This is a genomic window from Kribbella jiaozuonensis, assembly GCF_005233875.1.
Classification (GTDB): Bacteria; Actinomycetota; Actinomycetes; order Propionibacteriales; family Kribbellaceae; genus Kribbella; species Kribbella jiaozuonensis.
The window spans coordinates 1152303-1173445 of sequence record NZ_SZPZ01000003.1; the positions used below are offsets into that span (position 1 = coordinate 1152303).

The following is a 21143-nucleotide window of genomic DNA, read 5'->3' on the forward strand; positions in this document are numbered from 1 at the left end:
AGCCGGTTGAAAGTTGGTGCCACCCCCGGGCGTGACAGACTCACCTGGTGAACGTGAATTTCGCGGACATTCTTCGTGACACAGCGCAACGGCACGGCGAGCGTCCCGCGCTGGTCGACGGGGACCGGCGGCTGACCTGGGGCGAGGTCGACGAGGCCGTCGACCGGACCGCGCAGGGGCTTGCCGCGGCCGGCCTCGTGCCCGGGTACCGGGTCCTGCTCCTGGTTGCCAACAGCATCGACTTCGTCACGTCCTACCTGGGCATTCTCCGGGCCGGGCTGGTCGCCGTACCGCTGAACACCGGGCTCACCAAGCCTGAGATCGCGACCGTCGCGGCACACTCCGGAGCTCGGTTGGCGGTCGCCGGACCGGGCCTCGCGGACCGGATCGAGGGTGTCCGGACGGTGGCGCCGGGCCAGCTCGAAGGTGACGCTCCGTTACCGCCGCCGATCGATCCCGAGGCGCTCGCGGTCCTGCTCTACACGTCCGGAACCAGTGGGGATCCGCGTGCCGCGATGCTCACCCATCGGGCACTTTCCGCGAATGTGCAGAACCTCACCGAGCTCGGAGAGGACCGGATGGGCCCCGAGGACGTGGTCCTCGGGGTGCTGCCGATGTTCCACGCGTTCGGGCTGAACGCCGTCCTCGGCTGGGCCGTCGCGACCGGCGCCGCGCTGATCATCGAGCAGCGGTTCGACCCGGAGGAGACGCTCGACCTGGTCGGCAAGTACGGCGTGACGCGGCTGCCGCTCGCCCCGCCGGCGCTGCACACCCTCCTGGGCCGAGCCGATCTGCGCGAGGCACTCCGGTCGGTCAAGGTCGTGCTGACCGGCGCGTCGACGCTCGACCGCACGCTCGCGGATCGTTTCGAGCAGGTGAGCGGCCACTTCGTCCACCAGGGGTACGGCCTGACCGAGGCGTCCCCGGGTGTCACCACGACCCTGGGCGAATCCGAGCCGAAGCCCGGTTCGGTCGGCCGCCCGCTGCCGAACGTCGAGCTCCGGATCGCCGACGAGCAGGGCGAGGACGTCGAGGGTGACGACCCCGGCGAGATCCTGATCCGCGGCGGCAACCTGTTCTCCGGCTACTGGCCGGACGGTGTGGACGGGCCCGATGCCGAAGGCTGGTACCGGACCGGCGATGTCGGGTTCCTGGATTCGGACGGCGACCTGTTCCTGGTCGATCGGCTGCGCGAGCTGATCATCGTGTCCGGCTTCAACGTCTTCCCGAGCGAGGTCGAAGAGGTGCTGGTCGGTGCTCCCGGCGTATGGGAGGCAGCTGTCATCGGTATGCCGTCCGAGGAGACGGGCGAGGCGGTGAAGGCGTTCGTCGTACCGAATGCCGACACCACGGTGGATGTCGCGGCGGTCCGTGAGTACGCCGACGGCCGGCTCGCGCGGTTCAAGTCGCCGGTGGAGATCGAGGTCGTGGACCAGTTGCCGCACTCGGTCACGGGCAAGGTCGCCAAGGGACGGTTGCGGGATCGATGAGCAAGGTCGTTATGTACGGGAAGCCGGGTTGTCATCTCTGCGACGACGCCCGGGAGATCATCCGCGCGGTCTGCGGTGAGCTCGGCGTGGAGTGGACCGAGGTCGACATCACGCAGGATGACCAGCTGTTCACGCAGTACGGCGAACAGATCCCGGTCACGTTCGTGGACGGGAAGCAGCACGACTTCTGGCGGGTGGACCCGGCAAGACTCAGGAAGGCCTTGACAACCTAGGCGTGTCTTGCAGGTCACCCATCGCCGATTTTGTTCTCACGTTCACAAGCTCCTAGAGTAAGAACCGCCGCCGGCCGTCAGACCGCGGTGAACCAACCGCTCCCAGGAGAATTGTGACGCGTGCCAGCAGCCGTCGCCCCGGCCCGCCGACGAGAACCGAACGCGGCATCCCCGAGGCGACTGTCGCGCGCTTGCCGGTCTACCTGCGGGCCCTGACCGCGCTCTCGGACAGTGGCATCGCGACCGCGTCGAGCGAGGATCTGGCGACCGCGGCCGGCGTGAACTCGGCCAAGCTCCGCAAGGACCTGTCCTACCTGGGGTCGTACGGCACCCGCGGCGTCGGGTACGACGTCGAGTACCTGCGCTACCAGATCGCCCGCGAGATCGGCGTCACCCAGGACTGGGCCGTGGTCATCGTCGGGATCGGAAACCTCGGCCACGCGCTGGCGAACTACTCCGGCTTCGGCACCCGTGGCTTCCGGATCGTCGCCCTGCTCGACGCCGACCCGAAGCTGGTCGGCGAGCGGATCGGCGACATGGAGGTCCGCGACTTCGCCGAGCTCGAGGACATCGTCGAGCGCGACCGGGTCTCGATCGGCGTGATCACCACCCCCGCCGGTCCGGCCCAGGAGGTCTGCGACCGGCTGGTCGCCGCCGGCGTGACCAGCATCCTGAACTTCGCGCCCGTGGTGCTGTCCGTGCCCGACGGCGTCGACATCCGCAAGGTGGACCTCTCGATCGAGTTGCAGATCCTGGCGTACCACGAACAACGAAAGTCCGGAGAGGCGGCGCTCCCCCAGGTGCCCGAGCTACCAGCGATGAACGGTCTGACGGATCTCCCGAGTGTCGGGGGTGTCGGCGCATGAGTTACCTGGTCGTCGGCATCAGTCATCGTTCCGCTGACATCAACGTCCTCGAGCGGGTCGCGCTCGACGCGGACGCGGCGACCAAGCTGGCCCTGGCCGTCAAGCACACGCCCGCCGTTGCCGAGTCCGCAGTACTTGCCACCTGCAACCGGACCGAGGTCTACGCGACCGTCGACCGGTTCCACGCGGGGATGGACGAGGTCACCGCGATCCTGTCCGACGTCACCGGCGTACCGCTGCTGGATCTGGCCGAGCACCTCTACGTGCACTTCGAGGAGGGCTCGGTCGCGCACCTGTTCCAGGTCGCGGTCGGGCTGGACTCGATGATCGTCGGCGAGAGCCAGATCCTCGGCCAGGTGAAGGAGACGCTGCGCGTCGGCCAGGACCTGGAGACCGTCGGCACCGACCTGAATGCCCTGCTGCAGCACGCGTTGCGGGTCGGTAAGCGGGCCCGCACCGAGACCGGGATCGACTCCGCCGGACGCTCGGTCGTCTCGGCCGGGCTCGAAGCGGTCGGCGGGTTCGAAGGCCGCCGGGCACTGGTCGTCGGCGCCGGTTCGATGGCCTCGCTGGCCGCCCAGACGCTGCTCAACGGCGGCGCGAAGAGCGTGACCATTGCCAACCGCAACTATGACCGCGCGGTCGCGCTGACCGACCGGATCGGCGGTACGGCGATCCCGCTGGCCGACGTACCGGATGCGCTGCGCGAGGCCGACCTGATCGTGTCGTGCACCGGCGCGCGAGGCGTCGTACTGACCGAAGAGATGATCCGGAACGCGACGGACGGGCGACCGCTCGGCGTACTCGATGTCGCCCTGCCGCGGGACGTCGCACCCGAGGCGGCGCGGATCCCCGGCGTCACGCTGGTCACGCTGGCTGACCTCGCTGGTACGGCGGGCGGCAGCGAGGCCGACATCGACGAGGTACGGCGGATCGTCGGCGAGGAGACCGGTGCGTTCGAGGCGACCCGGCGGGCCGCATCGGTGGCGCCGACCGTGGTTGCACTGCGGACGATGGCGACCGAGCTGGTCGATTCCGAGCTGGCGCGGCTGGACCGCCGCCTGCCCGGCCTCGACGAGCAGCAGCGGCACGAGGTCGGGCGGACCATCCGTCGCGTCGTCGACAAGTTGCTGCACAACCCGACGGTCCGGGTGAAGGAGCTCGGGGGAGACCCCGGCGGACCGACGTACGCCGACGCGTTGCGCGAGCTGTTCGCGCTCGATCAGGCAACGGTCGACGCCGTGACTGCGGTCAAGTCGCCCGAGGAGACCAGCAAGACCCCCGCGGACGCCCGGCACGGTGGAGGTGAGCAAGCATGATCCGGCTCGGTACCCGCCGCTCCGCGCTCGCGACCGCGCAGTCGACCCTCGTCGCGGATGAGCTGCGCAAGCTCGGCCACGAGGTCGAGCTCGTGCTGATCACGACCACCGGTGACGTCAACCGTGCCCCGGTCGAGCAGATCGGCGGCACCGGCATCTTCGTCAGCGCACTGCGCGACGCCTTGCTGGCCAATGAGATCGACATCGCGGTGCACTCTCTCAAGGACCTCCCGACCGCGCCGGTCGACGGACTGGTGCTCGGCGCCATCCCGCTCCGCGAGGACCCGCGCGACGTACTCGTCGCCCGCGACGGTCTGACGCTCGGCGAGCTGCCGCGCGGCGCGATCATCGGCACCGGGGCCGCACGTCGCGTCGCGCAGATCGACGCGCTCGGCCTGGGCATCGAGTGCACCGGGGTCCGCGGCAACGTGGACACCCGGATCGCGTTGGTTGCCGACGGCAAGGTAGACGCGGTGATCGTTGCGCGCGCCGGGGTGTCCCGGCTCGGACGGCTCGCCGAGGTCACCGAGACGCTGGACCCGATCCAGATGCTGCCCGCGCCGGGGCAGGGCGCGCTGGCCATCGAGTGCCGGTCCGACAACGCCGAGGTGCTGGCCGCCCTGGCGCACCTCGAGGACCCGGCCACCCGCGCAGCGGTGACGGCGGAACGGCAACTGCTGGCCACGCTCGAGGCAGGGTGCACGGCTCCGGTCGGCGCGCTGGCCGAGGTGGTCGAGGGTGAGGACGGCCCGGAGCTGTGGCTGCGGGGCGCGCTCGGCCAGGAGGACGGCGTACGACGGCTCTCCGCGAACGGGCCGGTGGACGACCCGGTGTCTCTCGGCAAGGCGCTGGCGAACGAACTGCTGGAGCGAACATGACACCGGCACAGGGCACTACGACGGCGGCCCACAAGACGGCCCACAAGACGAGCAGGAAAACGACGAGGGCGAAGGCAGACGTGAGCGCGAAGACAGCGGCCACCGCGGCACCTCAGAAGGCTGCGACCAGTACCGTCAAGCAGACCAGACCACTCGGCCACGTGACATTCGTCGGCGTCGGCCCCGGTGACCCCGCACTGCTGACGCTGGCCGGCCGTGACGTGCTCGCCAACGCCGACGCGGTCGTTGTCGAAGGCCCCGAACACGACGCGTTCCTGACCTATTGCAAGGCGGGCGTCGAGGTCGTCGACGGCTCCGGCGCCGAGGGCAGCCGGGCGCTGCGGATCGCGGCCCGGGCGCGGCTCGTGGTGAAGACGGCCAAGACCGCGGCGAACGTCGTACGCCTGCTGACCGGCGACCCGTTCACCTTCTCCAGCGGCGCCGAGGAGGCCGCCGCGTGCAAGAAGGCGGGGATCGCGTTCAACGTCGTCCCGGGCGTGAGCGAGGTGAGCGCGGTCCCGACGTACGCCGGGATCCCGCTGACGATGAAGGGCGACCGCGAGGTCACCGTCGTCGACCTGGCCGAGAACAAGCTCGACCTGAGCCGGCTGCAGCCGAAGCAGACGCTGGTCCTGCTGAACGCTGTCGAGACTTTGAAGGACACCGTCGCGGCCCTGGTCGAGGGCGGCTTCGACGCCGCAACCCCGGTCGCGCTGACCGTCGGCGGTACGACGACCGCGCAGACCAGCGTGGTCGGGACGCTGGAGTCGATCGTCGCGGACCTGCGGGCTTCCAAGGTGACCGGCGAGGCCGTCATCGTGGTCGGCGCGGTGGTCGAGCAGCGCGAGGCGCTGTCCTGGTTCGAGACCAAGCCGCTGTTCGGCTGGCGGATCCTGGTCCCGCGGACCAAGGACCAGGCCGGTCCGCTGATGGACCGGCTGCGGCGGTACGGCGCGACGCCGGAAGAGGTCCCGACGATCTCGGTGGAGCCGCCGCGCAACCCGCAGCAGATGGACAAGGCGATCCGCGGTCTGGTCGAGGGACGCTACGAGTGGGTCGCGTTCACCTCGGTCAACGCGGTGAAGGCGGTCCGGGAGAAGTTCGACGACTACGGGCTGGACGCGCGGGCGTTCTCCGGGCTGAAGATCGCGGCGGTCGGCGACAAGACCGCCGAGGCGATCGGTGCCTGGGGCATCCGTCCGGACCTGGTCCCGTCCGGTGAGCAGTCGGCTGCCGGGCTGGTCGAGGACTGGCCGCCGTTCGACGAGGTGCTCGACCCGATCAACCGGGTCTTCCTGCCGCGCGCGGACATCGCCACCGAGACACTCGTTGCCGGGCTCACCGATCTCGGCTGGGAGGTCGACGACGTCACGGCGTACCGGACCGTGCGCGCCGCCCCGCCGCCCGCGCCGACCCGCGAGGCGATCAAGTCGGGCAAGTTCGACGCGGTCGTCTTCACCTCGTCCTCGACGGTGCGGAACCTGGTCGGTATCGCCGGCAAGCCGCACGCGTCGACGGTGATCGCGGTGATCGGCCCGGCCACGCTGAAGACAGCCGAGGAGCACGGCCTGCGCGTCGACGCGATGGCCGAGACGCCGTCGGTCGAGGAGCTGGCCGACGCCCTCGCCCGGTTCGGTGCGGACCGGCGTGACACCATGGTGGAGGCCGGTGAGCCGGTCACCCGTCCGTCCGAGCGTCGCTCGGGATCTCGTCGGAAGAGCTGAGTTCCATGCCTGGTGGTTTCCCGGAGGTCAGGCCGCGGCGGCTTCGGTCGTCGGCGGCGGTACGTCGACTGGTCGCGGAGACGACCATCGAGCCGCGACAGTTGATCCTGCCGATGTTCATCCGGGAGGACGCTCGGGAGCCGATCCCGATCCGGTCGATGCCGGGCGTCGTACAGCACACCCGGGACACGGCGCGGAAGGCGGTCGCTGAGGCGGCGTCTCTCGGGCTCGGCGGGGTGATGCTGTTCGGCGTACCTTCGGTGAAGGACGAGGTCGGGTCCGGTGCGCTGGATCCCAACGGGATTCTGAACGTGGCGATCGCCGACGCGGTGGCCGAGGCCGGTGACTCGCTGCTGGTGATGTCGGACCTGTGTCTCGACGAGTTCACGTCGCACGGGCACTGCGGCGTACTCGACTCCGAAGGCCGGGTCGACAACGACGCGACGCTCTCGATCTATGCCGAGATGGGCGTCGCGCAGGCTTCGGCGGGCGCGCATGTTGTCGGCCCGTCCGGGATGATGGACGGCCAGGTCGGCGTGGTCCGCGCTGCTCTGGACAAGGCCGGCTTCATCGACACGGTGATCCTCGCGTACGCCGTGAAGTACGCGTCGGCCTTCTTCGGCCCGTTCCGCGAGGCGGTCGACTCGTCGCTCACCGGCGACCGGAAGACGTACCAGCAGGACAACGCCAACGCCCGCGACGCCATCCGCGAGGTCGACCTCGACATCGCCGAGGGCGCCGACATCGTCATGGTCAAGCCCGCCCTGGCCTACCTCGACATCATCCGCCAGGTCCGCGACCACGTGAACGTCCCCGTTGCCGCGTACAACATCTCCGGCGAATACGCCATGGTAGAAGCCGCCGCCGCCAACGGCTGGATCAACCGCGAAGCCGCCATCCTGGAAACCCTAACCTCAATCCGCCGAGCCGGCGCCGACACAATCCTCACCTACTGGGCCACCGAAGCAGCAGCCCACCTCCTGAGGTAAGTCGGCCCCCGCACGCTACGCAGGCGTTCCTCGTCGCTCCGCCCCTCGACACACCTGCTACGCGCGCCCACACCCACCCCCCGGCTCATCGCCGGTGCATCCTTTCCGGCTACCGCCGGACGTGCCGGCTATCGCCGGGGTTGCGCGCTGCCGCGCGATCGACTACTTGGCGGGCGCACCGGATACGTCGACCGAGATGACGGCGGCTGTGAATGAGCCATGACTGCTGTGACTCAATCGCCATCGTCGGTCTGCCGCCCACGTGCTGCGAACCTGGTGGCGAACTGGTCGGCAGTCGGTCGCATCAGCCGCATCCAAAAACTGCGAGCCAACGTTTCCCGTCCGTGAAACCATGGCTGGATGTTGAGCTACCGAAAGGCCGATGCCGCGTAAGCACCCGGCTCAAGTTCGCGCGGAGTCTGCTGCGCGACTGCGGATGACGAAGACCAACGGTCACACCACGATCTCCCGAATCTCGAACCTTCCCGGCCTGTCCCCACACGGTCGGCTCGTCTTAGCTCGGCTGGAGAACACCCGCCTGCAGCCTGGGCAGGTGCTGGAGGCGATCCAGCACTGGGAGCGGTTCGTCCGGGACCCGGCGCATCGCCTGTACGACCCGCGCTACACGGGATGTGGGATCTGGGAGTGCTGCCCGCCGATGCTCGAGGTCCAGGCGATCCTGCACATCGTCGTACGCAACCTGCCTCGGCGAGACTCCTGCCGCCTCCAAGCCGACCTCGATCGGATCAACGAGTGCTGGAGATGGCGACCTCCGTACGCGTGAGATCGGCGTGACACGTGCTTGGCCTGCGCTGGACGGCGAGGCGCGTGCGGCGTGGGGCTGACTCGGACGCGTGCCTGGCAGACGACCCGGCTCGGGCGAGTGAGGGGGCACCGGTGCTCTTGTCGAGGGGCGAGCAGGAGACGCGTTCATGCGGCGGGTTCGTTGTCGCCCCACGGGTCGAACGGGGTGGGTGCTGCTGCGGTGCGGGCAGGTGTCGGCGGTGATTCGGTTGTGTGGGTGACCGGGTCGTCGTTGGTCCGCGGGGCGAGGTGCGTCGGTTCTGCGATCTTGGCGGGTCGGAGCTGGGTGGAGCTTGTCCGGGGCGCGGTTGGTTCGTCGTCCTCCCATGGGTTGAAGGGCGTGAGTTGTGGTGGGTTGGCCGGCGTCTGTGGCTCGGTTGTGGGCGTGAGGGGGTCACCCTCGGCCCATGGACTGAACGCTGGTGTTGAGGGCTGGTGAACGATGTCGGCGGCCGGGGGTTTGTATTTGTTAGGTGGGGTGAGGGTGGGATTTGTCCAGGTGGGGTTGGTGACGTGGACGACGCCGTTGAGGATGCGGATGTTCCAGTGGCCAGAGTGGAGGTCGAGGTGGTGGCGTTTGCAGAGCAGGGCGAGGTTGTTGACGGCGGTGGGGCCGCCGTCGAGCCAGGAGATGATGTGGTGGGCTTCGCATTGGATGGGTGGGGCGTGGCAGATGACGCAGCCTTTGTCGCGGGCGTTGAGGGCGCGGCGCATGGGGCGGGTTACTAGGCGCTGGGTCGTGCCGACGTCGAGGGGCTGTGACTTGGAGCCGAGGACGATGGGGAGGATCTGCGCGTCGCAGGCGAGGCGGCGTACGGTCGCGGCGGACAGGTCGTCGCCGAAGGTCATGTCCCCGGTGGCGTTCGCTATCGCGGCGGCGAGGTCGTTGTAGTCGATGGTGATGCTGATGTGCGGCTTCGGCCCGTGGCCGGGTACGAAGCCGATCTCGGCAGCCGCATCGTTCGCGGTGCCGATGTCCGCCTCATCCGCCGTGCTGGCGACTAGGTCATCGCCAACGTGCTCAGGCGAGGTGGTCGCTCGTGACCTCGTGGCAGCTGCTGTGGCGACGGTTGTAGCTGCGGTGGTGGGGGTGCCGGCTGTGTTGAGGATGGTGGTTAGGGCGTCGGCTTGGCGTTTGTCGCGGGGGCGGGGGTCTTGTTGGCCGTCGAGGGTTTTGTGGGGCTTGGCGTGGGCGTGGATGAGGGTGCGGAACAGCTCGGCGTTCTCGTTGGCGAGGTAGCCACGGAACGTGACACCGCGGTCGACGGTCTTCAGCGCCAGGGATTCCCGCTCGTACGCCGCCTTCTCGTCCGGTTCGGGGCCGTCGGGGTCGAGGATGTCGCGGATCTTGCGGCCGGCGCGGCGCAGCTCGGTCGGGGTGTGGGTGGCGGCCAGGTCGATGAGGCGCTGTTCGGCGAACTCCAGGTCTTCGGCCGGGACCGTCGCGGGGACCTGGTTCAGGACGGAGACGATCGCGGCCGCCTGGGCAGGCGAGACGCGCCACCCCGGAGTACCTCCGTCCCGCACCTCGTCCACAGCCTCGTTCGGGTCGTCAACCTCGGCCGGATGTGCGGTGGCCGGGTTGGCAAAGGGCGTGCTGGGGTCAGGGAGAGCTGCGGTGGTGGCGGAGTACTTGGGCAGGTCGGTGGCGATGCGGACCTGACGCCGGGCTTCGGTGGCGTCGGTGCGGTATCGATGCGTCAGGAGGCGAGCGGTGTCTCCGGCGCCGACCTCGGTCGCGTAGCTGGACTGGTCGATGGCTGCGATGAGGTGGAGCTCGAGAGTCTCCAAGCGAGCCTTCTCCGCGACGACCGCGTCGAGAGCAGACAGCTTCTCGCTGTCGCTCATCGACCAGACGGGCCGTTCGCCGAGGACCTCCATGCCGACAAGCCTAGACAAGCCCTCCGACAGTTTCCCAACCCAGAACCCCTTACTTTCAAGGGATTTCGAGTTGGCTGACTATCCACAGGCGGTGGAGTTGTCCACAGTCGCAAGCCATTGGTAGCAACAGATGGCAAGCTGTGCCAGCCGACACAGTCGAGTGACAGCGCTCTAGCCGGCGACGGAGTCGAGGACATCCCAGCGATACAGCCACTGAGCAACACGATCCAGGGTGATCGCCTGGTGTTTGCTGTCTCGGTCCCGAACCGCGCGTGCCTCGAGTCCGTCGCGCCACTCTTGTCCGGGAACGATGAACAACACTGGTGCTGGGTTGGTGAAGTCGACGAGCACGACGACGTCATAGGTCTGGTCGCTGACATCTCGCCGCCAGTCGTCTGTTTGCCAGTCGCCGCTGAACCGGCCGAACACTCGGATCCTGATCTTCTGCCCCGCAGTGTGCAGCCGGTACGAGCCACTGACTGTACGGACTGCCAAGTAGATGCCTCGCTGTCCGAATTGATCGAGCACGGCACCAATCGCCCGCTGATGCTTGGTGTCGTTGGTGACGGCCATGCGGGTCTCCTCGCGGATCGGTGGTGCTTGCTCGATCGTCGATCTCAGTGCTGGATTGTGTAATCCGATTGGGTGAAGCCGGCCTTTAGGGTGCGGGTGGCGTTGTGGGTTAGGGGGATTTCGGTGGGGAGGGGGCCGAAGAGGGGGATGCCGGTGCCTAGGAGGACGGGGGCGGTGGTGATGGTCAGTTCGTTGAGGAGGCCGGCCGTCAGGAATGTTTGGATGGTTCGGGCGCCGTCGGTGTAGATGCGTTGGGCGCCTCGGTCGGTGAGGGTTTCTACCAGGGCTTCCAGGGTGCGGTGGACCAGGATGCGGTCGTCGGCGTTCGGGTCGAGGGTTGAGCTGAGGACCTCTACCTGCTTGCCTTCGTACGGCCACAGGTCGTACGTCAGGGCCAGTTCGTAGGTGTTGCGACCGAGTACGACGGTGTCGATCGAGGACATGAACTCGTCGTACCCGGTCTCGCCGGCCTGTTCGGCTCGGGTGGTGAGCCAGTCGATGGAGCCGTCGGGGCGGGCTATGTAGCCGTCGAGGCTGGTGGCGATGAAGGCAGCAGCGTGGAAGCTCACCCCGTCATTTTAGTAGCCCGCCACCTCCGGCCAGCTCAGCTCGACACCGTCGGCGACAAGACGGGCCTGGTACTCCGCGAGCAGAGCCGGCGTACTGCGGACCGCTCGCGGAGCCACGCCTCGATCCAGGCAGAACGCCGCGAGCGCGCCCGCGGACTCGCCGATGTTCCACTCGACCGGATGGAGCCGGTAGCAGCCGTTCGTGATGTGCGTCGTACCGAGGTTCTTGTTGGCGGGAAGCAGATTCTCGACCCGCTCCGGAATGAGCGCACCGAGCGGGATCCGGAACGGGCTGCTCGCGACATCGATGTAATTGTCGCCGCCGGTCGACGGATGCAGATCGATCCGATACATCCCCACGCCGACCGTGTCGTCGTACTCGACCGCGCCTCGGTCGCCGCGCACCGCGACCGAGAGGTCCTGCTCGACGATCGTGTACTCCGCCTTGATCCGCCGCGATTCCCGGATGTACGGCGCCTGGGCCAACCCGTCCGCGGACCCGAGCAGATCCCCGCGCAACCGCAACCCGGGGAAGCCGGACCCGCCGTCGGGCCGAGGCGCCTCGGTCTGCAGCCAGTAGAAGACGGACTGCGACAGCTCACGCGCCGCGGCCAGATGCTTCGAAGCGTCCGGTACGTCGATGACCGCGCCCTCGAAGTAGTCGATCATCGGCCAGTTCACCAGGCAGATGTCGCTCTCGTACGCCCCCGGGACGAAGTGCCTGCGCGCCGCGATCCGGCGGAACGTCCAGAGGTTGGTGTCCCCGCCGGTCAGCCGCTGATCGGCAACGACCGCAAGCGGATCGTCGTCGGGGTTCGGCGTGAAGGAGCGATGCGATGTCTCCAGCGTCCGCGGGTTCGGCGCGGTCCACGACAGCAAGCGGTCGCCCCAGAACGACGGCTGGTAGTTCCGCCAGAAGGCGTAGTTGGCCGGCTTGTCGCCGACCTGGTCCCCGTCGACGTGATCGACCGCGAAGCAGTACGAGACCGCCTGCATGTTCATCGGCTGCGCCTCTGCCGGCGCGCTCGGCTCGCCGGTCTCGCGCTGCGACTCGAACCCGGTCACGTACTCCGTCCCGGTCAGCGGCAGCAGTTCCCCGGTCTCGGTCGCGTCGAGGATGTACGGCGCTGTGACCGTGACCTGCTCGTCGGACTCGCGGTGCTGCACGGTCACCGCGGTGACGCGATCGCCGTCTGTCTCGGCCGCGACCGGACGGTACGGCTGGAGCACGCGCAGGCGGCGGCTCGCGCGGTACGGCGCGAGCATGGCCTCCAGTACGGCGAGTGCGACCCGCGGCTCGTGGCAGAGCTTGGACACGTAGCCGGCGCCCGGGTTCAGCTGCGGGGTCGCGCGGGAGGCCGCGGTCAGCGGGTAGTGCCGGCGGTAGTACTCGCGGATGCCGTCGCGGAGAGCGCGGTACGACGCTGTCACGCCGAACTGCTCGACCCAGCTGTGCTCGTCCGGCGGGACGGCCTGGCTGGTCAACTGCCCGCCGAGCCAGTCGAACTCCTCGGTCAGTACGACCGATCGACCGGCACGCAGCGCGGCCAGGGCGGCCGCGACGCCGCCGAGCCCGCCGCCGACCACAAGTACCTCTGTATGCATTCAGACACCTTTGGGTGGAGTGAGAGTGGTTCCTTCGGTCAGCTCACACGGGAGCAAGATCTGCTGCGAGGTCGCGGTGCCGCTGAGGATCGCCTCGAGCAGTTCGACCGCCCGCACGCCCATTGCCCGCCGCGGCACGTGAAACCCGCTGAAGTCCACGTCACTCGCCACCGGACGAGTCGAGTCACCCAGCGCGACCACGGAAAGATCCCCGGGTACGTCGATCCCGCGCGCGGTTGCCGCAGCCACCAGCGAGACAGCATCCGCCCGCTCCTCGACAAACACCGCGGTGATCTTCCGATCCAGCAACACATCAAGCAGCCGCGCCGCCCAGCCGTCAGCCGAGCCCGCAGGAGCGGTCGGGAGGACGAGGGACTTGCGGCCGGCGGCTTGGTGGAAGCCGTGGAGGCGGTCGGCTGAGGATTCGGGGATGGGGGCGGGGGAGGCGGCGGGGCCGGCGTATGCGACGTGGCGGTGGCCCAGGGCGATGGCTTTGGTGACGATGGTGTGGGTTGCGGTGGTGTAGTCGGCGCCCACGGACGGGACGGGGGCGCCGGCGTCGTCGCGGCGGCCGACGGAGACGAAGGGGTAGTCCTCGGCGATCAGGCGGGCGAGCTCGTCGGAGGGGACCTCGCGGCCGAGGAGCAGGCAGCCGTCGGCGATGCGGAGGCGGTTGTTCTCGTGGAAGATCCGGCGATGGCCGTCCGCGACCGGGGCGCTGGTGAACAGCAGCAGGTCCCACCCGAGGCGCTCGGCGCGGTCCTCGATACCGGCCAGGAACGGGTAGTAGAAGTCGCCGCTCGTGCTCGGGAAGACCGACTCGTAGGTGAACACGCCGAGGATCTGGTTGCGCTGCTTGAGCATCCGCCGGGCCAGCGGATCCGCCTGGTACCCGGTCTCGCGGATCACCTTGAGCACCCGGTCCCGGGTCTCGGCCGGGATCCGGGCGGTCGCGTCACTGCGATTGTTCAGCACCAGTGAGACCGTCGTCTGGCTGACATTCGCCAGCCGCGCGATGTCGCGCTGGGTCAGCCGGGTCGCCTTCTGTGGCATCGCCCGACAATAGCTCGACCGCCCAGACCGGTCAAGTCAAACGCCAATGATAATACGGATCAGCAGACAGCTACGACGTCCTCAGCTTGAGCACCTGCCGACCCGGGATCCGGCCGGTCAGATAGACGCGCAGACCGTCCGGGGTGAGGCTGCCGCCGAGGTACGTGTACCGCTCGCCCGGATCCATCGCCACCCGCGCGGCACCGTTCCCGGGGCCGAACTCGATCCGGTCCGCACCGACCGTGTAGCTCCCCGTGCCCGAGACAAGCTGGTAGTTGCCCGAGGCATCCAACGCGTCGACGCCGGCCAGCGTCCCGCCCGGCCGGAAGCAGAGCTCGATGGCGTACGCCGTCTCGTCGCCGGCGAAGTCGAACGTCAGGTCGAAGCCGTCCGAAACCTCCGTCACAGCGATCTCCGTCCGCAGCGTCCGGTACTGCTTGGGGCGGTGGCCGAAGTCCATCGAGGCGTAGAAACGGCCGTCCGGCGTCAGCGCGTAGCGCCCGTCCGCCCGGCGGTAGCGCTTCGGAAGCGGGAGGTGATACGGCACCTTCACCTCGGACGACAGCTTGAATGTCTTCCCCGACACCTGCAGCCCGTCGCTGCGGAAATGCCCGGTGCTGAAGAACTGCGGCGACAACCGGACCGAGTCCAGAATCGCGGCACCGTTGCGCAGCTTGAAGAACGTCGGGTTGGTCGACAACCCCGACGAGATCATCGGGATGTCGTGGAAGTCGGTCCCGCCGAACACCGTCGCGGTCCGCGCACCACGGCGTACCCGAGCAGACGCTTGCGACGGGAAGTGCTGGACGAAGTCGGTCGGCACCGCCCGAGCGGCGGGGAGAACAGCTGCAAGCGCGGGTCGCTCGAGTACCTCGGCCAGGAAGTCGCCGAGCTCACCCGTGCCCCGCGATTCGATGCTCTTGGCAACAGTCGTGAAGCGGCCGTCACCAGTGTGCAAGGCGAGCTCGCGGTACTGCGTCAGGTACCACCACACCTCGCGCAGTCCCTTCTGGTCCTGGCGTCGGGAGGCCGTCGTGTCGACCTCGCCGTTCGGCTCCAGGAAATACAGCGTCGCCTGGAGGTTCCGACGTACGTAGTCCACCAGGGCTGGCTTGTCGCGCAACCACGCGATCGTCAGCAGACAGGGGTTCGTCACCTCGGCGGCGTACGTCGAGCTGCGTTCGCTGTAGATCCCGTCCGGTGTCGCGTCGATGCCTTCATCGAGCCAGTCGTCGATCCGCGCCGTGTACCGCCGGTCCGGGAAGAGGTGGTGTGCGCGGGCGAGTGCCGCCGAGACCTCCCACCGGTGGTTCGGCGTGTGTACGCCGCCGGCAGCGAGAGCAGGCGCTGCCTTGCGAATCACGGAAGCGAGCGTCGTACGCAGCGGCGACGTCTCCGCCGAGTCATCCGCGTCGAGGAACGCGTACAGCACGCACACGTCCTGGATCGCGAACGAGCTGTCCGGCGGCGAGTGCAGGTTGCCGACGTCGTACAGGCCGTCATCGTGCTGCCGCGCCGCCAGCTGTTCGACCAGCCAACCCAGCGGCTCGAGCAGGGAGGTGTCGTGGTGGTACGACGACCTGCCCCACACATACCCGGAGATCAGTCGCCTGGCTTTCCGCGCCACGGTGCGGATGCTGTCGCCGGCGTTCTGGTAGTTCGCGAGCACCAGCGGGATCTGGGTCTGGTTGGCGTTGGTCAGCAGGGTCAGGAAGTCCTCGTCCACAGCTGCTACCTCAGCACGCGCCGCGGTCGGATGCAGTGCGCCGACCGCAACGGTGGTCAGCGAACCGGTGAGAAAGGTACGTCGCAGCATCGGCATCTCCTGGGCGGTAAGCGGTTGCCAAATGCTCAGAACTGTCGCCCCGGAACTTTGTCCTGTCAATACCTCGCAGACCGGCCGGATCCGGTCAGTCCGGACGTCTGCGAACTCTTGCATAAACCGGTTTCTCGTACTAGTTTGACCGGCCAAGGCAAGCGCTTTCCATCGGTTTCCGGAGGTAAACGACTATGAGTGCGCTGGGTGAGCTCGGCAGCCTCCGGGGGAAGAAAACCGCAGGTCAGAAGAAGGACAACCTGGCTGGGTACCTCTTCCTGGCACCGTGGTTGCTGGGCCTTTTCCTGATCACGATCGGCCCGATGCTGGCCTCGCTGTACCTGTCCTTCACGGACTACAACCTGATCCAGGCTCCGAAGTGGATCGGCCTGGACAATTTCGCCCGGATGCTGTCCGATCAGCGGCTGCACAATTCACTCCGGGTGACGTTCACCTACGTGTTCGTGTCGGTCCCGCTGCAGCTGGCGATCGCCCTGCTGCTGGCCGTCGTACTCGACCGTGGTGTCCGCGGGATGGCGTTCTACCGCTCGATCTTCTACCTGCCGTCGCTGCTCGGCTCGAGTGTCGCGATCGCGATCCTCTGGCGGCAGGTGTTCGGCACGACCGGCCTGCTCAACCAGCTGCTCGACGTGATCGGGATCGAGGGCAAGGGCTGGATCTCCGATCCGAGTACGGCGCTCGGCACGCTCGTCGTACTCAACGTGTGGACATTCGGCTCGCCGATGGTGATCTTCCTGGCCGGGCTGAGACAGATCCCGTCGATGTACTACGAGGCCGCGTCCGTCGACGGCGCCGGGACGCTGCGCAGGTTCTTCAGCATCACGCTGCCGCTGCTGACGCCGATCATCTTCTTCAACCTGGTGCTGCAGATCATCCACGCGTTCCAGGCGTTCACGCAGGCGTTCGTCGTCTCCGGGGGCAGCGGCGGGCCGTCGGACTCGACGATGTTCTTCACGCTGTACCTCTACGACCGGGGCTTCGGGAACTTCGACATGGGCTACGCGTCCGCGATGGCCTGGTTCCTGCTCGTGATCATCGGGATCTTCACCGCGGCGAACTTCCTCCTCTCGAAGTACTGGGTGTTCTATGACGACTGAAACGCTCCGCACCACGGTCGCCACCCGACGGGCCGGCGTCATCACCTGGGCGCGGGTCCGGCCGCTGGTGATCCACGTCGTACTCGCGGCATCCGCAGTGGTGATGCTCTACCCGGTGATCTGGATGGTGGTCAGTTCACTGCGGCCGGGCAACGAGATCTTCCGCGATCCGGGGATCCTGGTGAAGGACCTGCGGATCGACAACTACCGGGTCGGCTGGAACGCGCTGACCGAGCCGTTCACCCGCTACCTGCTGAACTCGGCGGTGGTGGTGCTCGGCTCGATCCTCGGCAACCTGGTGTCCTGCTCGATGGCGGCGTACGCGTTCGCCCGGCTCGAGTTCGTGGGCAAGAAGTTCTGGTTCGCGATCATGTTGCTGAGCATCATGCTGCCGATCCACGTGGTGATCGTGCCGCAGTACATCCTGTTCTCGCACGCAGGCTGGATCAACACGTTCCTCCCGCTGATCGTGCCGAAGCTGCTGGCGACGGACGCGTTCTTCGTGTTCCTGATGGTGCAGTTCATCCGCGGCATCCCGCGCGAGCTGGACGAGGCCGCCCGGATCGACGGCTGCGGCCGGGGCAGCATCTTCCTGCGGGTGATCCTGCCGCTGATGGTCCCGGCGCTGGCCACCACGACGATCTTCACGTTCATCTGGACCTGGAACGACTTCTTCAGCCAGCTGATCTACCTGACCGACCCGCACATGTACACCGTCCCGGTCGCGTTGCGGGGCTTCGTCGACTCGACCTCCAGCAGCTCCTGGGGATCGATGTTCGCGATGTCGGTCGTCTCCCTCGTCCCGGTCTTCCTCGCCTTCCTGTTCGGCCAGCGGTTCCTGATCAAGGGCATCGCGACCACCGGCATCAAGTAGTAGCTCCCCCTGAAAGGTCCACATCATGAGGCTGCACATCCCACGCGTGGCAACGGCCCTGGCCCTGGCCACCACGTTGCTGGCGGCAAGCGCCTGCGGCGGCGACTCCGGCGGTCCGGGCGGATCGTCCGACGACGCCGGCGGCAAGGTCACACTCCGGTTCACCTGGTGGGGGTCGGACACCCGGACCAAGCTCACCCAGCAGGTGATCGACGCGTACCAGAAGGACCACCCGAACGTCACGATCAAGGGTGAGTTCGGCGAATGGTCCGGCTACTGGGACAAGCTCGCCACCACGGTCGCGGCGAACGACGCCCCGGACATCATCCAGATGGACGAGAAGTACCTGCGTGAGTACGCCGATCGCGGCGCACTGCTCGACCTGAAGAAGGCAGAGGGCCTGGACACCGGCAAGTTCGAGCCGGACACGTTGAGCGCCGGCGAGTTCGACGGCGGCCTGTACGGACTGAACGCCGGGATCAACTCGTTCGCGGTGATCGCGAACCCGGCCGTCTTCAAGGCCGCCGGGGTGGCGCTGCCCGACGACAGCAAGTGGACGTGGGACGACTACGCCCGGATCTCCGCCGAGATCTCCTCGAAGCTGAACGGCAAGGGCTGGGGCACCGGCACCCTCGGGCAGAACGAGGCCGGCCTGAACCTGTGGGCGCGGCAGAACGGCGAATCGCTCTGGACCAAGGACGGCAAGCTCGGCGTCTCGCCGGAGAAGGCGACCGACTTCTTCAACTACGTGCTGAAGTTGCGGGACAGCAAGGCGATCCCGCCCGCGGAGCTGACCTCGCAGGACATGAACGCGGCGCTCGACCAGTCCGCGATGGCGACCGGCAAGCTGGCGATGAGCTTCACCTGGAGCAACCAGCTGCTGGCCTTCAGCAAGGCGTCCGGTCAGAACCTGAAGCTGCTGCGGATCCCGAGCGCCGACGGCAAGGCCACTGACAACGGCTCGTACTACAAGGGCTCGATGTTCTGGTCGATCTCGTCGCGGTCGAAGCACCAGAAGGAGGCGTCGGACTTCGTCAACTACCTGGCGAACAACAGCGCCGCGGGCAACGTCCTGCTGGCCGAGCGCGGCGTACCGCCGAACACCGAGATCCGCGCCGCGGTGACGCCGAAGCTGCAGCCGGCCGACGCGACGTCCGCGAAGTTCATCCAGGACATCGCCAAGGAGCTCGGCGACCCGTCGCCGGCGCCGCCGGTCGGCGGAGGTGCCGCGGAGAAGATCGTCCAGCGGTACACGACCGACGTACTCTTCGGCCGGCAGGCGCCGGACAAGGCGGCCAAGGCGATGCTGGACGAGATCAGCGGAGGACTCAAGTAGTGTCGATGACGAGGCCGCGCGTGGCCGTGGCGGGAGTCCACGGCCACGGCGCCTCCCATGTTCGTAACGTGGCCCGGCTGGCCGAGGCCGGCCGGGCCGAACTGGTCGGGGTCGCCGATCCCCGTCCGGTCGAGGGCGTGCGCGCCTTCGACAGTCTGGAACAGTTGCTCGCGGCAACTGAAGTTGATGTCGTGATCATCAGCACGCCGATCCAGACGCACGTCCCGCTGGCGGAGCTGGCGATGCGCGCGGGCGCCGACGTACTGCTGGAGAAGCCGCCGACCGCATCGCTGGCCGAGTTCGAGCAGCTGACGAAGCTTGTGGACGAGACCGGGCGGGCGTGTCAGGTCGGTTTCCAGGCGCAGGCGTCCGAGGCGACTCTCACGCTCGGGAGGATAGTCGCGGACGGGCAGTTGGGTGAGATCCGCGGGATCAGTGCGGTCGGGAAGTGGGTGCGGACGGCGAAGTACTTCGGCCGGGCGCGCTGGGCCGGCAAGCGACGGCTCGACGGTGTCGATGTCGTCGACGGTGCGGTGACGAATCCGCTGGCGCATGCGACCGCGGCGGCCTTGCTGTTGGACGGGTCGACCGGCGTGGACGACGTACGGTCGGTCGAGACGGAGTTGTACCGCGCGAATCCGATCGAGTCCGACGACACGTCGACGGTCCGGATCGTGACGAGCCGCGGTACGACGATCTTGATCGCGGTCACGTTGTGCGCGGTCGAGCATCTCGAGCCGGCCGTGATCGTGCACGGGTCCGAGGGGAACGCCGTACTGGAGTATGCGTCGGACCGGCTCGGTGGGACGAAGTACGGACGGGCGGATCTTCTGGAGAATCTGCTCGCGCATCGGGCGGATCCCGCCGTACCGCTGTATGTGCCGCTGGCTGCGACGGGTGGGTTCACTCGCGTGGTCGAAGCTGTGCGGACGGCGGCGGACCCGACGGAGATCCCGGACGAGTTCGTGCAGTGGGAAGGCGAAGGACTTGAGCGCCGGCCGGTCGTTCTCAATGTCGAGAACTGGATCGACCGGGCCTCGGACGAGTTGGCGTTGTTCAGCGAGCTCGGGGCGCCATGGACAAAGCAACCACCGCGGGAGAACTCATGAATCTCGGCTGCAATCACGCTGTCAACCAATCGATCCAGGTGACGGCGGGCGGCGGCGAGCTGTTCACCTACGTCTACAACGCGGACGATTCGCAGTACGAGTCGCCGCGTCCGTACTTCCACCCGATGCGCACGCTGACCGGCGACCTGATCAGCGTGTACCGGCCGTGGGATCACCTGTGGCACAAGGGGATGTCGTGGTCGTTGCCGCATTTCGGGCACGACAACTTCTGGGGCGGACCGACGTACACCAAGGAGAACGGGTACAAGCCGCTCGGCAACAACGGGTCGCAGGATCACGACCGGGTCGACGCGCTGGACGTGTCCGATGACGAGGTTAGGTTCGCGCACCACCTCTCCTGGCACACCGAGGGCGGCAAGCACGTCGTCGACGAGACACGCACGATCACCACGCGACTCGCGGACGACGGCTGGGTGCTGGTCTACGAGACCGCGATGACCAACGTGTCCGGCGACAACATCCAGATCGGCAGCCCGACCACAGCCGGCCGGCCGAACGCAGGGTACGGCGGGTTGTTCTGGCGCGGACCGCGTGCGTTCACCAACGGCACGATCCTCGCCCCGCAAGGCAAGGGCCGCGACGAGCTCCGCGGTCAGCGCGCACCGTGGATGGGCTTCACCGCCCGCCAGGACGAGACCGACACGGCGTCGACGATCATCATCGCCGACGCCGGCGACAACGTCCGCCACCCACCGGAATGGTTCGTCCGCTCGGAAGACTTCGCCGCCGTCTGCCCCGCCCCGTTCTTCTCCGAAGAACTCCCGTTCCCCGTCGGCGATACCCTCCGCCTCCGCTACGCCGTACTGATAGCCGACGGCCTCTCCGACGACAACCGCGCCACCGGCCTCGCCGCACAAGCGACCAAGGCACTCGCGGCGACCTGAG

The 21143-nt window shown here is 67.9% G+C and carries 19 protein-coding genes; 13 read left to right on the plus strand and 6 right to left on the minus strand.

Going from position 1 to position 21143, the window contains the following annotated elements; all coding sequences use genetic code 11:
- The first annotated feature begins 47 nt into the window (after positions 1-47).
- From FDA38_RS25345 to FDA38_RS25380, 8 genes are all read left to right on the plus strand, one after another.
- Positions 48-1490 carry a class I adenylate-forming enzyme family protein gene (locus FDA38_RS25345; protein ID WP_137256540.1) on the plus strand — a complete coding sequence of 481 codons (1443 nt, stop codon included), beginning with the start codon at positions 48-50 and terminating at the stop codon, positions 1488-1490.
- Complete coding sequence (locus FDA38_RS25350) at positions 1487-1723, plus strand: glutaredoxin family protein (RefSeq protein WP_137256541.1); 237 nt, start codon at positions 1487-1489, stop codon at positions 1721-1723. The genes FDA38_RS25345 and FDA38_RS25350 overlap by 4 nt, the downstream gene beginning before the upstream one ends.
- A gap of 113 nt (positions 1724-1836) precedes the next feature.
- Entirely contained in the window at positions 1837-2589 is a 753-nt protein-coding gene (locus FDA38_RS25355) for a redox-sensing transcriptional repressor Rex (RefSeq protein ID WP_137256542.1), read from the plus strand.
- Positions 2586-3908, plus strand: coding sequence for a glutamyl-tRNA reductase (locus tag FDA38_RS25360; RefSeq protein WP_137256543.1), 1323 nt, complete (start codon positions 2586-2588; stop codon positions 3906-3908). The genes FDA38_RS25355 and FDA38_RS25360 overlap by 4 nt, the downstream gene beginning before the upstream one ends.
- Positions 3905-4786: a hydroxymethylbilane synthase gene (gene hemC, locus FDA38_RS25365; protein WP_137256544.1), complete on the plus strand. Its 882-nt coding sequence runs from the start codon at positions 3905-3907 to the stop codon at positions 4784-4786. The genes FDA38_RS25360 and hemC overlap by 4 nt, the downstream gene beginning before the upstream one ends.
- Complete coding sequence (locus FDA38_RS25370; RefSeq protein ID WP_137256545.1) at positions 4783-6510, plus strand: bifunctional uroporphyrinogen-III C-methyltransferase/uroporphyrinogen-III synthase; 1728 nt, start codon at positions 4783-4785, stop codon at positions 6508-6510. Before hemC ends, FDA38_RS25370 begins: the two co-directional genes overlap by 4 nt.
- Before the next feature lie 5 nt (positions 6511-6515).
- Positions 6516-7499 carry a porphobilinogen synthase gene (gene hemB, locus FDA38_RS25375; RefSeq protein WP_137256546.1) on the plus strand — a complete coding sequence of 328 codons (984 nt, stop codon included), beginning with the start codon at positions 6516-6518 and terminating at the stop codon, positions 7497-7499.
- Between the two features lie 382 nt (positions 7500-7881).
- Positions 7882-8283: a hypothetical protein gene (locus FDA38_RS25380; RefSeq protein WP_137256547.1), complete on the plus strand. Its 402-nt coding sequence runs from the start codon at positions 7882-7884 to the stop codon at positions 8281-8283.
- 146 nt (positions 8284-8429) lie between these two features.
- Here FDA38_RS25380 and FDA38_RS25385 read toward each other — a convergent pair whose 3' ends face one another.
- From FDA38_RS25385 to FDA38_RS25410, 6 genes are all read right to left on the minus strand, one after another.
- Complete coding sequence (locus FDA38_RS25385) at positions 8430-10184, minus strand: HNH endonuclease signature motif containing protein (RefSeq protein WP_137256548.1); 1755 nt, start codon at positions 10182-10184, stop codon at positions 8430-8432.
- A 171-nt stretch (positions 10185-10355) separates the two neighbouring features.
- The gene (locus FDA38_RS25390) at positions 10356-10757 is read right to left on the minus strand and encodes a hypothetical protein (protein WP_137256549.1); all 402 of its coding nucleotides are present in this window, start codon (positions 10755-10757) and stop codon (positions 10356-10358) included.
- A 44-nt stretch (positions 10758-10801) separates the two neighbouring features.
- Positions 10802-11326, minus strand: a complete 525-nt coding sequence (locus FDA38_RS25395) for a dihydrofolate reductase family protein (protein ID WP_137256550.1) — start codon at positions 11324-11326, stop codon at positions 10802-10804.
- 9 nt (positions 11327-11335) lie between these two features.
- Positions 11336-12931 (minus strand): FAD-dependent oxidoreductase, encoded by a 1596-nt coding sequence (locus FDA38_RS25400; protein WP_137256551.1) that lies wholly within the window; start codon positions 12929-12931, stop codon positions 11336-11338.
- Positions 12932-13984 (minus strand): LacI family DNA-binding transcriptional regulator, encoded by a 1053-nt coding sequence (locus FDA38_RS25405; protein ID WP_137256552.1) that lies wholly within the window; start codon positions 13982-13984, stop codon positions 12932-12934. It lies immediately after the preceding gene.
- A gap of 70 nt (positions 13985-14054) precedes the next feature.
- Entirely contained in the window at positions 14055-15800 is a 1746-nt protein-coding gene (locus FDA38_RS25410) for a hypothetical protein (RefSeq protein ID WP_202877808.1), read from the minus strand.
- A 194-nt stretch (positions 15801-15994) separates the two neighbouring features.
- On the opposite strand from FDA38_RS25410, the gene FDA38_RS25415 reads away from it, so the two are divergent.
- Genes FDA38_RS25415 through FDA38_RS25435 form a run of 5 tightly spaced genes read left to right on the plus strand, consistent with a single transcriptional unit; the run spans position 15995 to position 21142 of the window.
- Positions 15995-16918 (plus strand): carbohydrate ABC transporter permease, encoded by a 924-nt coding sequence (locus FDA38_RS25415; protein ID WP_137256554.1) that lies wholly within the window; start codon positions 15995-15997, stop codon positions 16916-16918.
- The gene (locus FDA38_RS25420; protein ID WP_137256555.1) at positions 16908-17792 is read left to right on the plus strand and encodes a carbohydrate ABC transporter permease; all 885 of its coding nucleotides are present in this window, start codon (positions 16908-16910) and stop codon (positions 17790-17792) included. Before FDA38_RS25415 ends, FDA38_RS25420 begins: the two co-directional genes overlap by 11 nt.
- Positions 17793-17817: 25 nt before the next feature.
- The gene (locus FDA38_RS25425; RefSeq protein ID WP_137256556.1) at positions 17818-19128 is read left to right on the plus strand and encodes an ABC transporter substrate-binding protein; all 1311 of its coding nucleotides are present in this window, start codon (positions 17818-17820) and stop codon (positions 19126-19128) included.
- Between the two features lie 5 nt (positions 19129-19133).
- Positions 19134-20237, plus strand: coding sequence for a Gfo/Idh/MocA family protein (locus FDA38_RS25430; RefSeq protein ID WP_137256557.1), 1104 nt, complete (start codon positions 19134-19136; stop codon positions 20235-20237).
- On the plus strand, positions 20234-21142 hold the full coding sequence (locus tag FDA38_RS25435) for a DUF6807 domain-containing protein (RefSeq protein ID WP_137256558.1): 909 nt from the start codon (positions 20234-20236) through the stop codon (positions 21140-21142). The genes FDA38_RS25430 and FDA38_RS25435 overlap by 4 nt, the downstream gene beginning before the upstream one ends.
- Position 21143 lies beyond the last annotated feature (1 nt).

Coding starts and splice junctions, on each gene's coding strand:
- FDA38_RS25350 (WP_137256541.1), top strand. CDS start 1,487: ATGAGCAAGGTCGTTATGTACGGGAAGCCGGGTTGTCATCTCTGCGAC.
- FDA38_RS25360 (WP_137256543.1), top strand. CDS start 2,586: ATGAGTTACCTGGTCGTCGGCATCAGTCATCGTTCCGCTGACATCAAC.
- hemC (WP_137256544.1), top strand. CDS start 3,905: ATGATCCGGCTCGGTACCCGCCGCTCCGCGCTCGCGACCGCGCAGTCG.
- FDA38_RS25370 (WP_137256545.1), top strand. CDS start 4,783: ATGACACCGGCACAGGGCACTACGACGGCGGCCCACAAGACGGCCCAC.
- hemB (WP_137256546.1), top strand. CDS start 6,516: ATGCCTGGTGGTTTCCCGGAGGTCAGGCCGCGGCGGCTTCGGTCGTCG.
- FDA38_RS25380 (WP_137256547.1), top strand. CDS start 7,882: ATGCCGCGTAAGCACCCGGCTCAAGTTCGCGCGGAGTCTGCTGCGCGA.
- FDA38_RS25385 (WP_137256548.1), bottom strand. CDS start 10,184: ATGGAGGTCCTCGGCGAACGGCCCGTCTGGTCGATGAGCGACAGCGAG.
- FDA38_RS25390 (WP_137256549.1), bottom strand. CDS start 10,757: ATGGCCGTCACCAACGACACCAAGCATCAGCGGGCGATTGGTGCCGTG.
- FDA38_RS25400 (WP_137256551.1), bottom strand. CDS start 12,931: ATGCATACAGAGGTACTTGTGGTCGGCGGCGGGCTCGGCGGCGTCGCG.
- FDA38_RS25405 (WP_137256552.1), bottom strand. CDS start 13,984: ATGCCACAGAAGGCGACCCGGCTGACCCAGCGCGACATCGCGCGGCTG.
- FDA38_RS25410 (WP_202877808.1), bottom strand. CDS start 15,800: ATGCTGCGACGTACCTTTCTCACCGGTTCGCTGACCACCGTTGCGGTC.
- FDA38_RS25415 (WP_137256554.1), top strand. CDS start 15,995: ATGAGTGCGCTGGGTGAGCTCGGCAGCCTCCGGGGGAAGAAAACCGCA.
- FDA38_RS25420 (WP_137256555.1), top strand. CDS start 16,908: ATGACGACTGAAACGCTCCGCACCACGGTCGCCACCCGACGGGCCGGC.
- FDA38_RS25425 (WP_137256556.1), top strand. CDS start 17,818: ATGAGGCTGCACATCCCACGCGTGGCAACGGCCCTGGCCCTGGCCACC.
- FDA38_RS25430 (WP_137256557.1), top strand. CDS start 19,134: ATGACGAGGCCGCGCGTGGCCGTGGCGGGAGTCCACGGCCACGGCGCC.
- FDA38_RS25435 (WP_137256558.1), top strand. CDS start 20,234: ATGAATCTCGGCTGCAATCACGCTGTCAACCAATCGATCCAGGTGACG.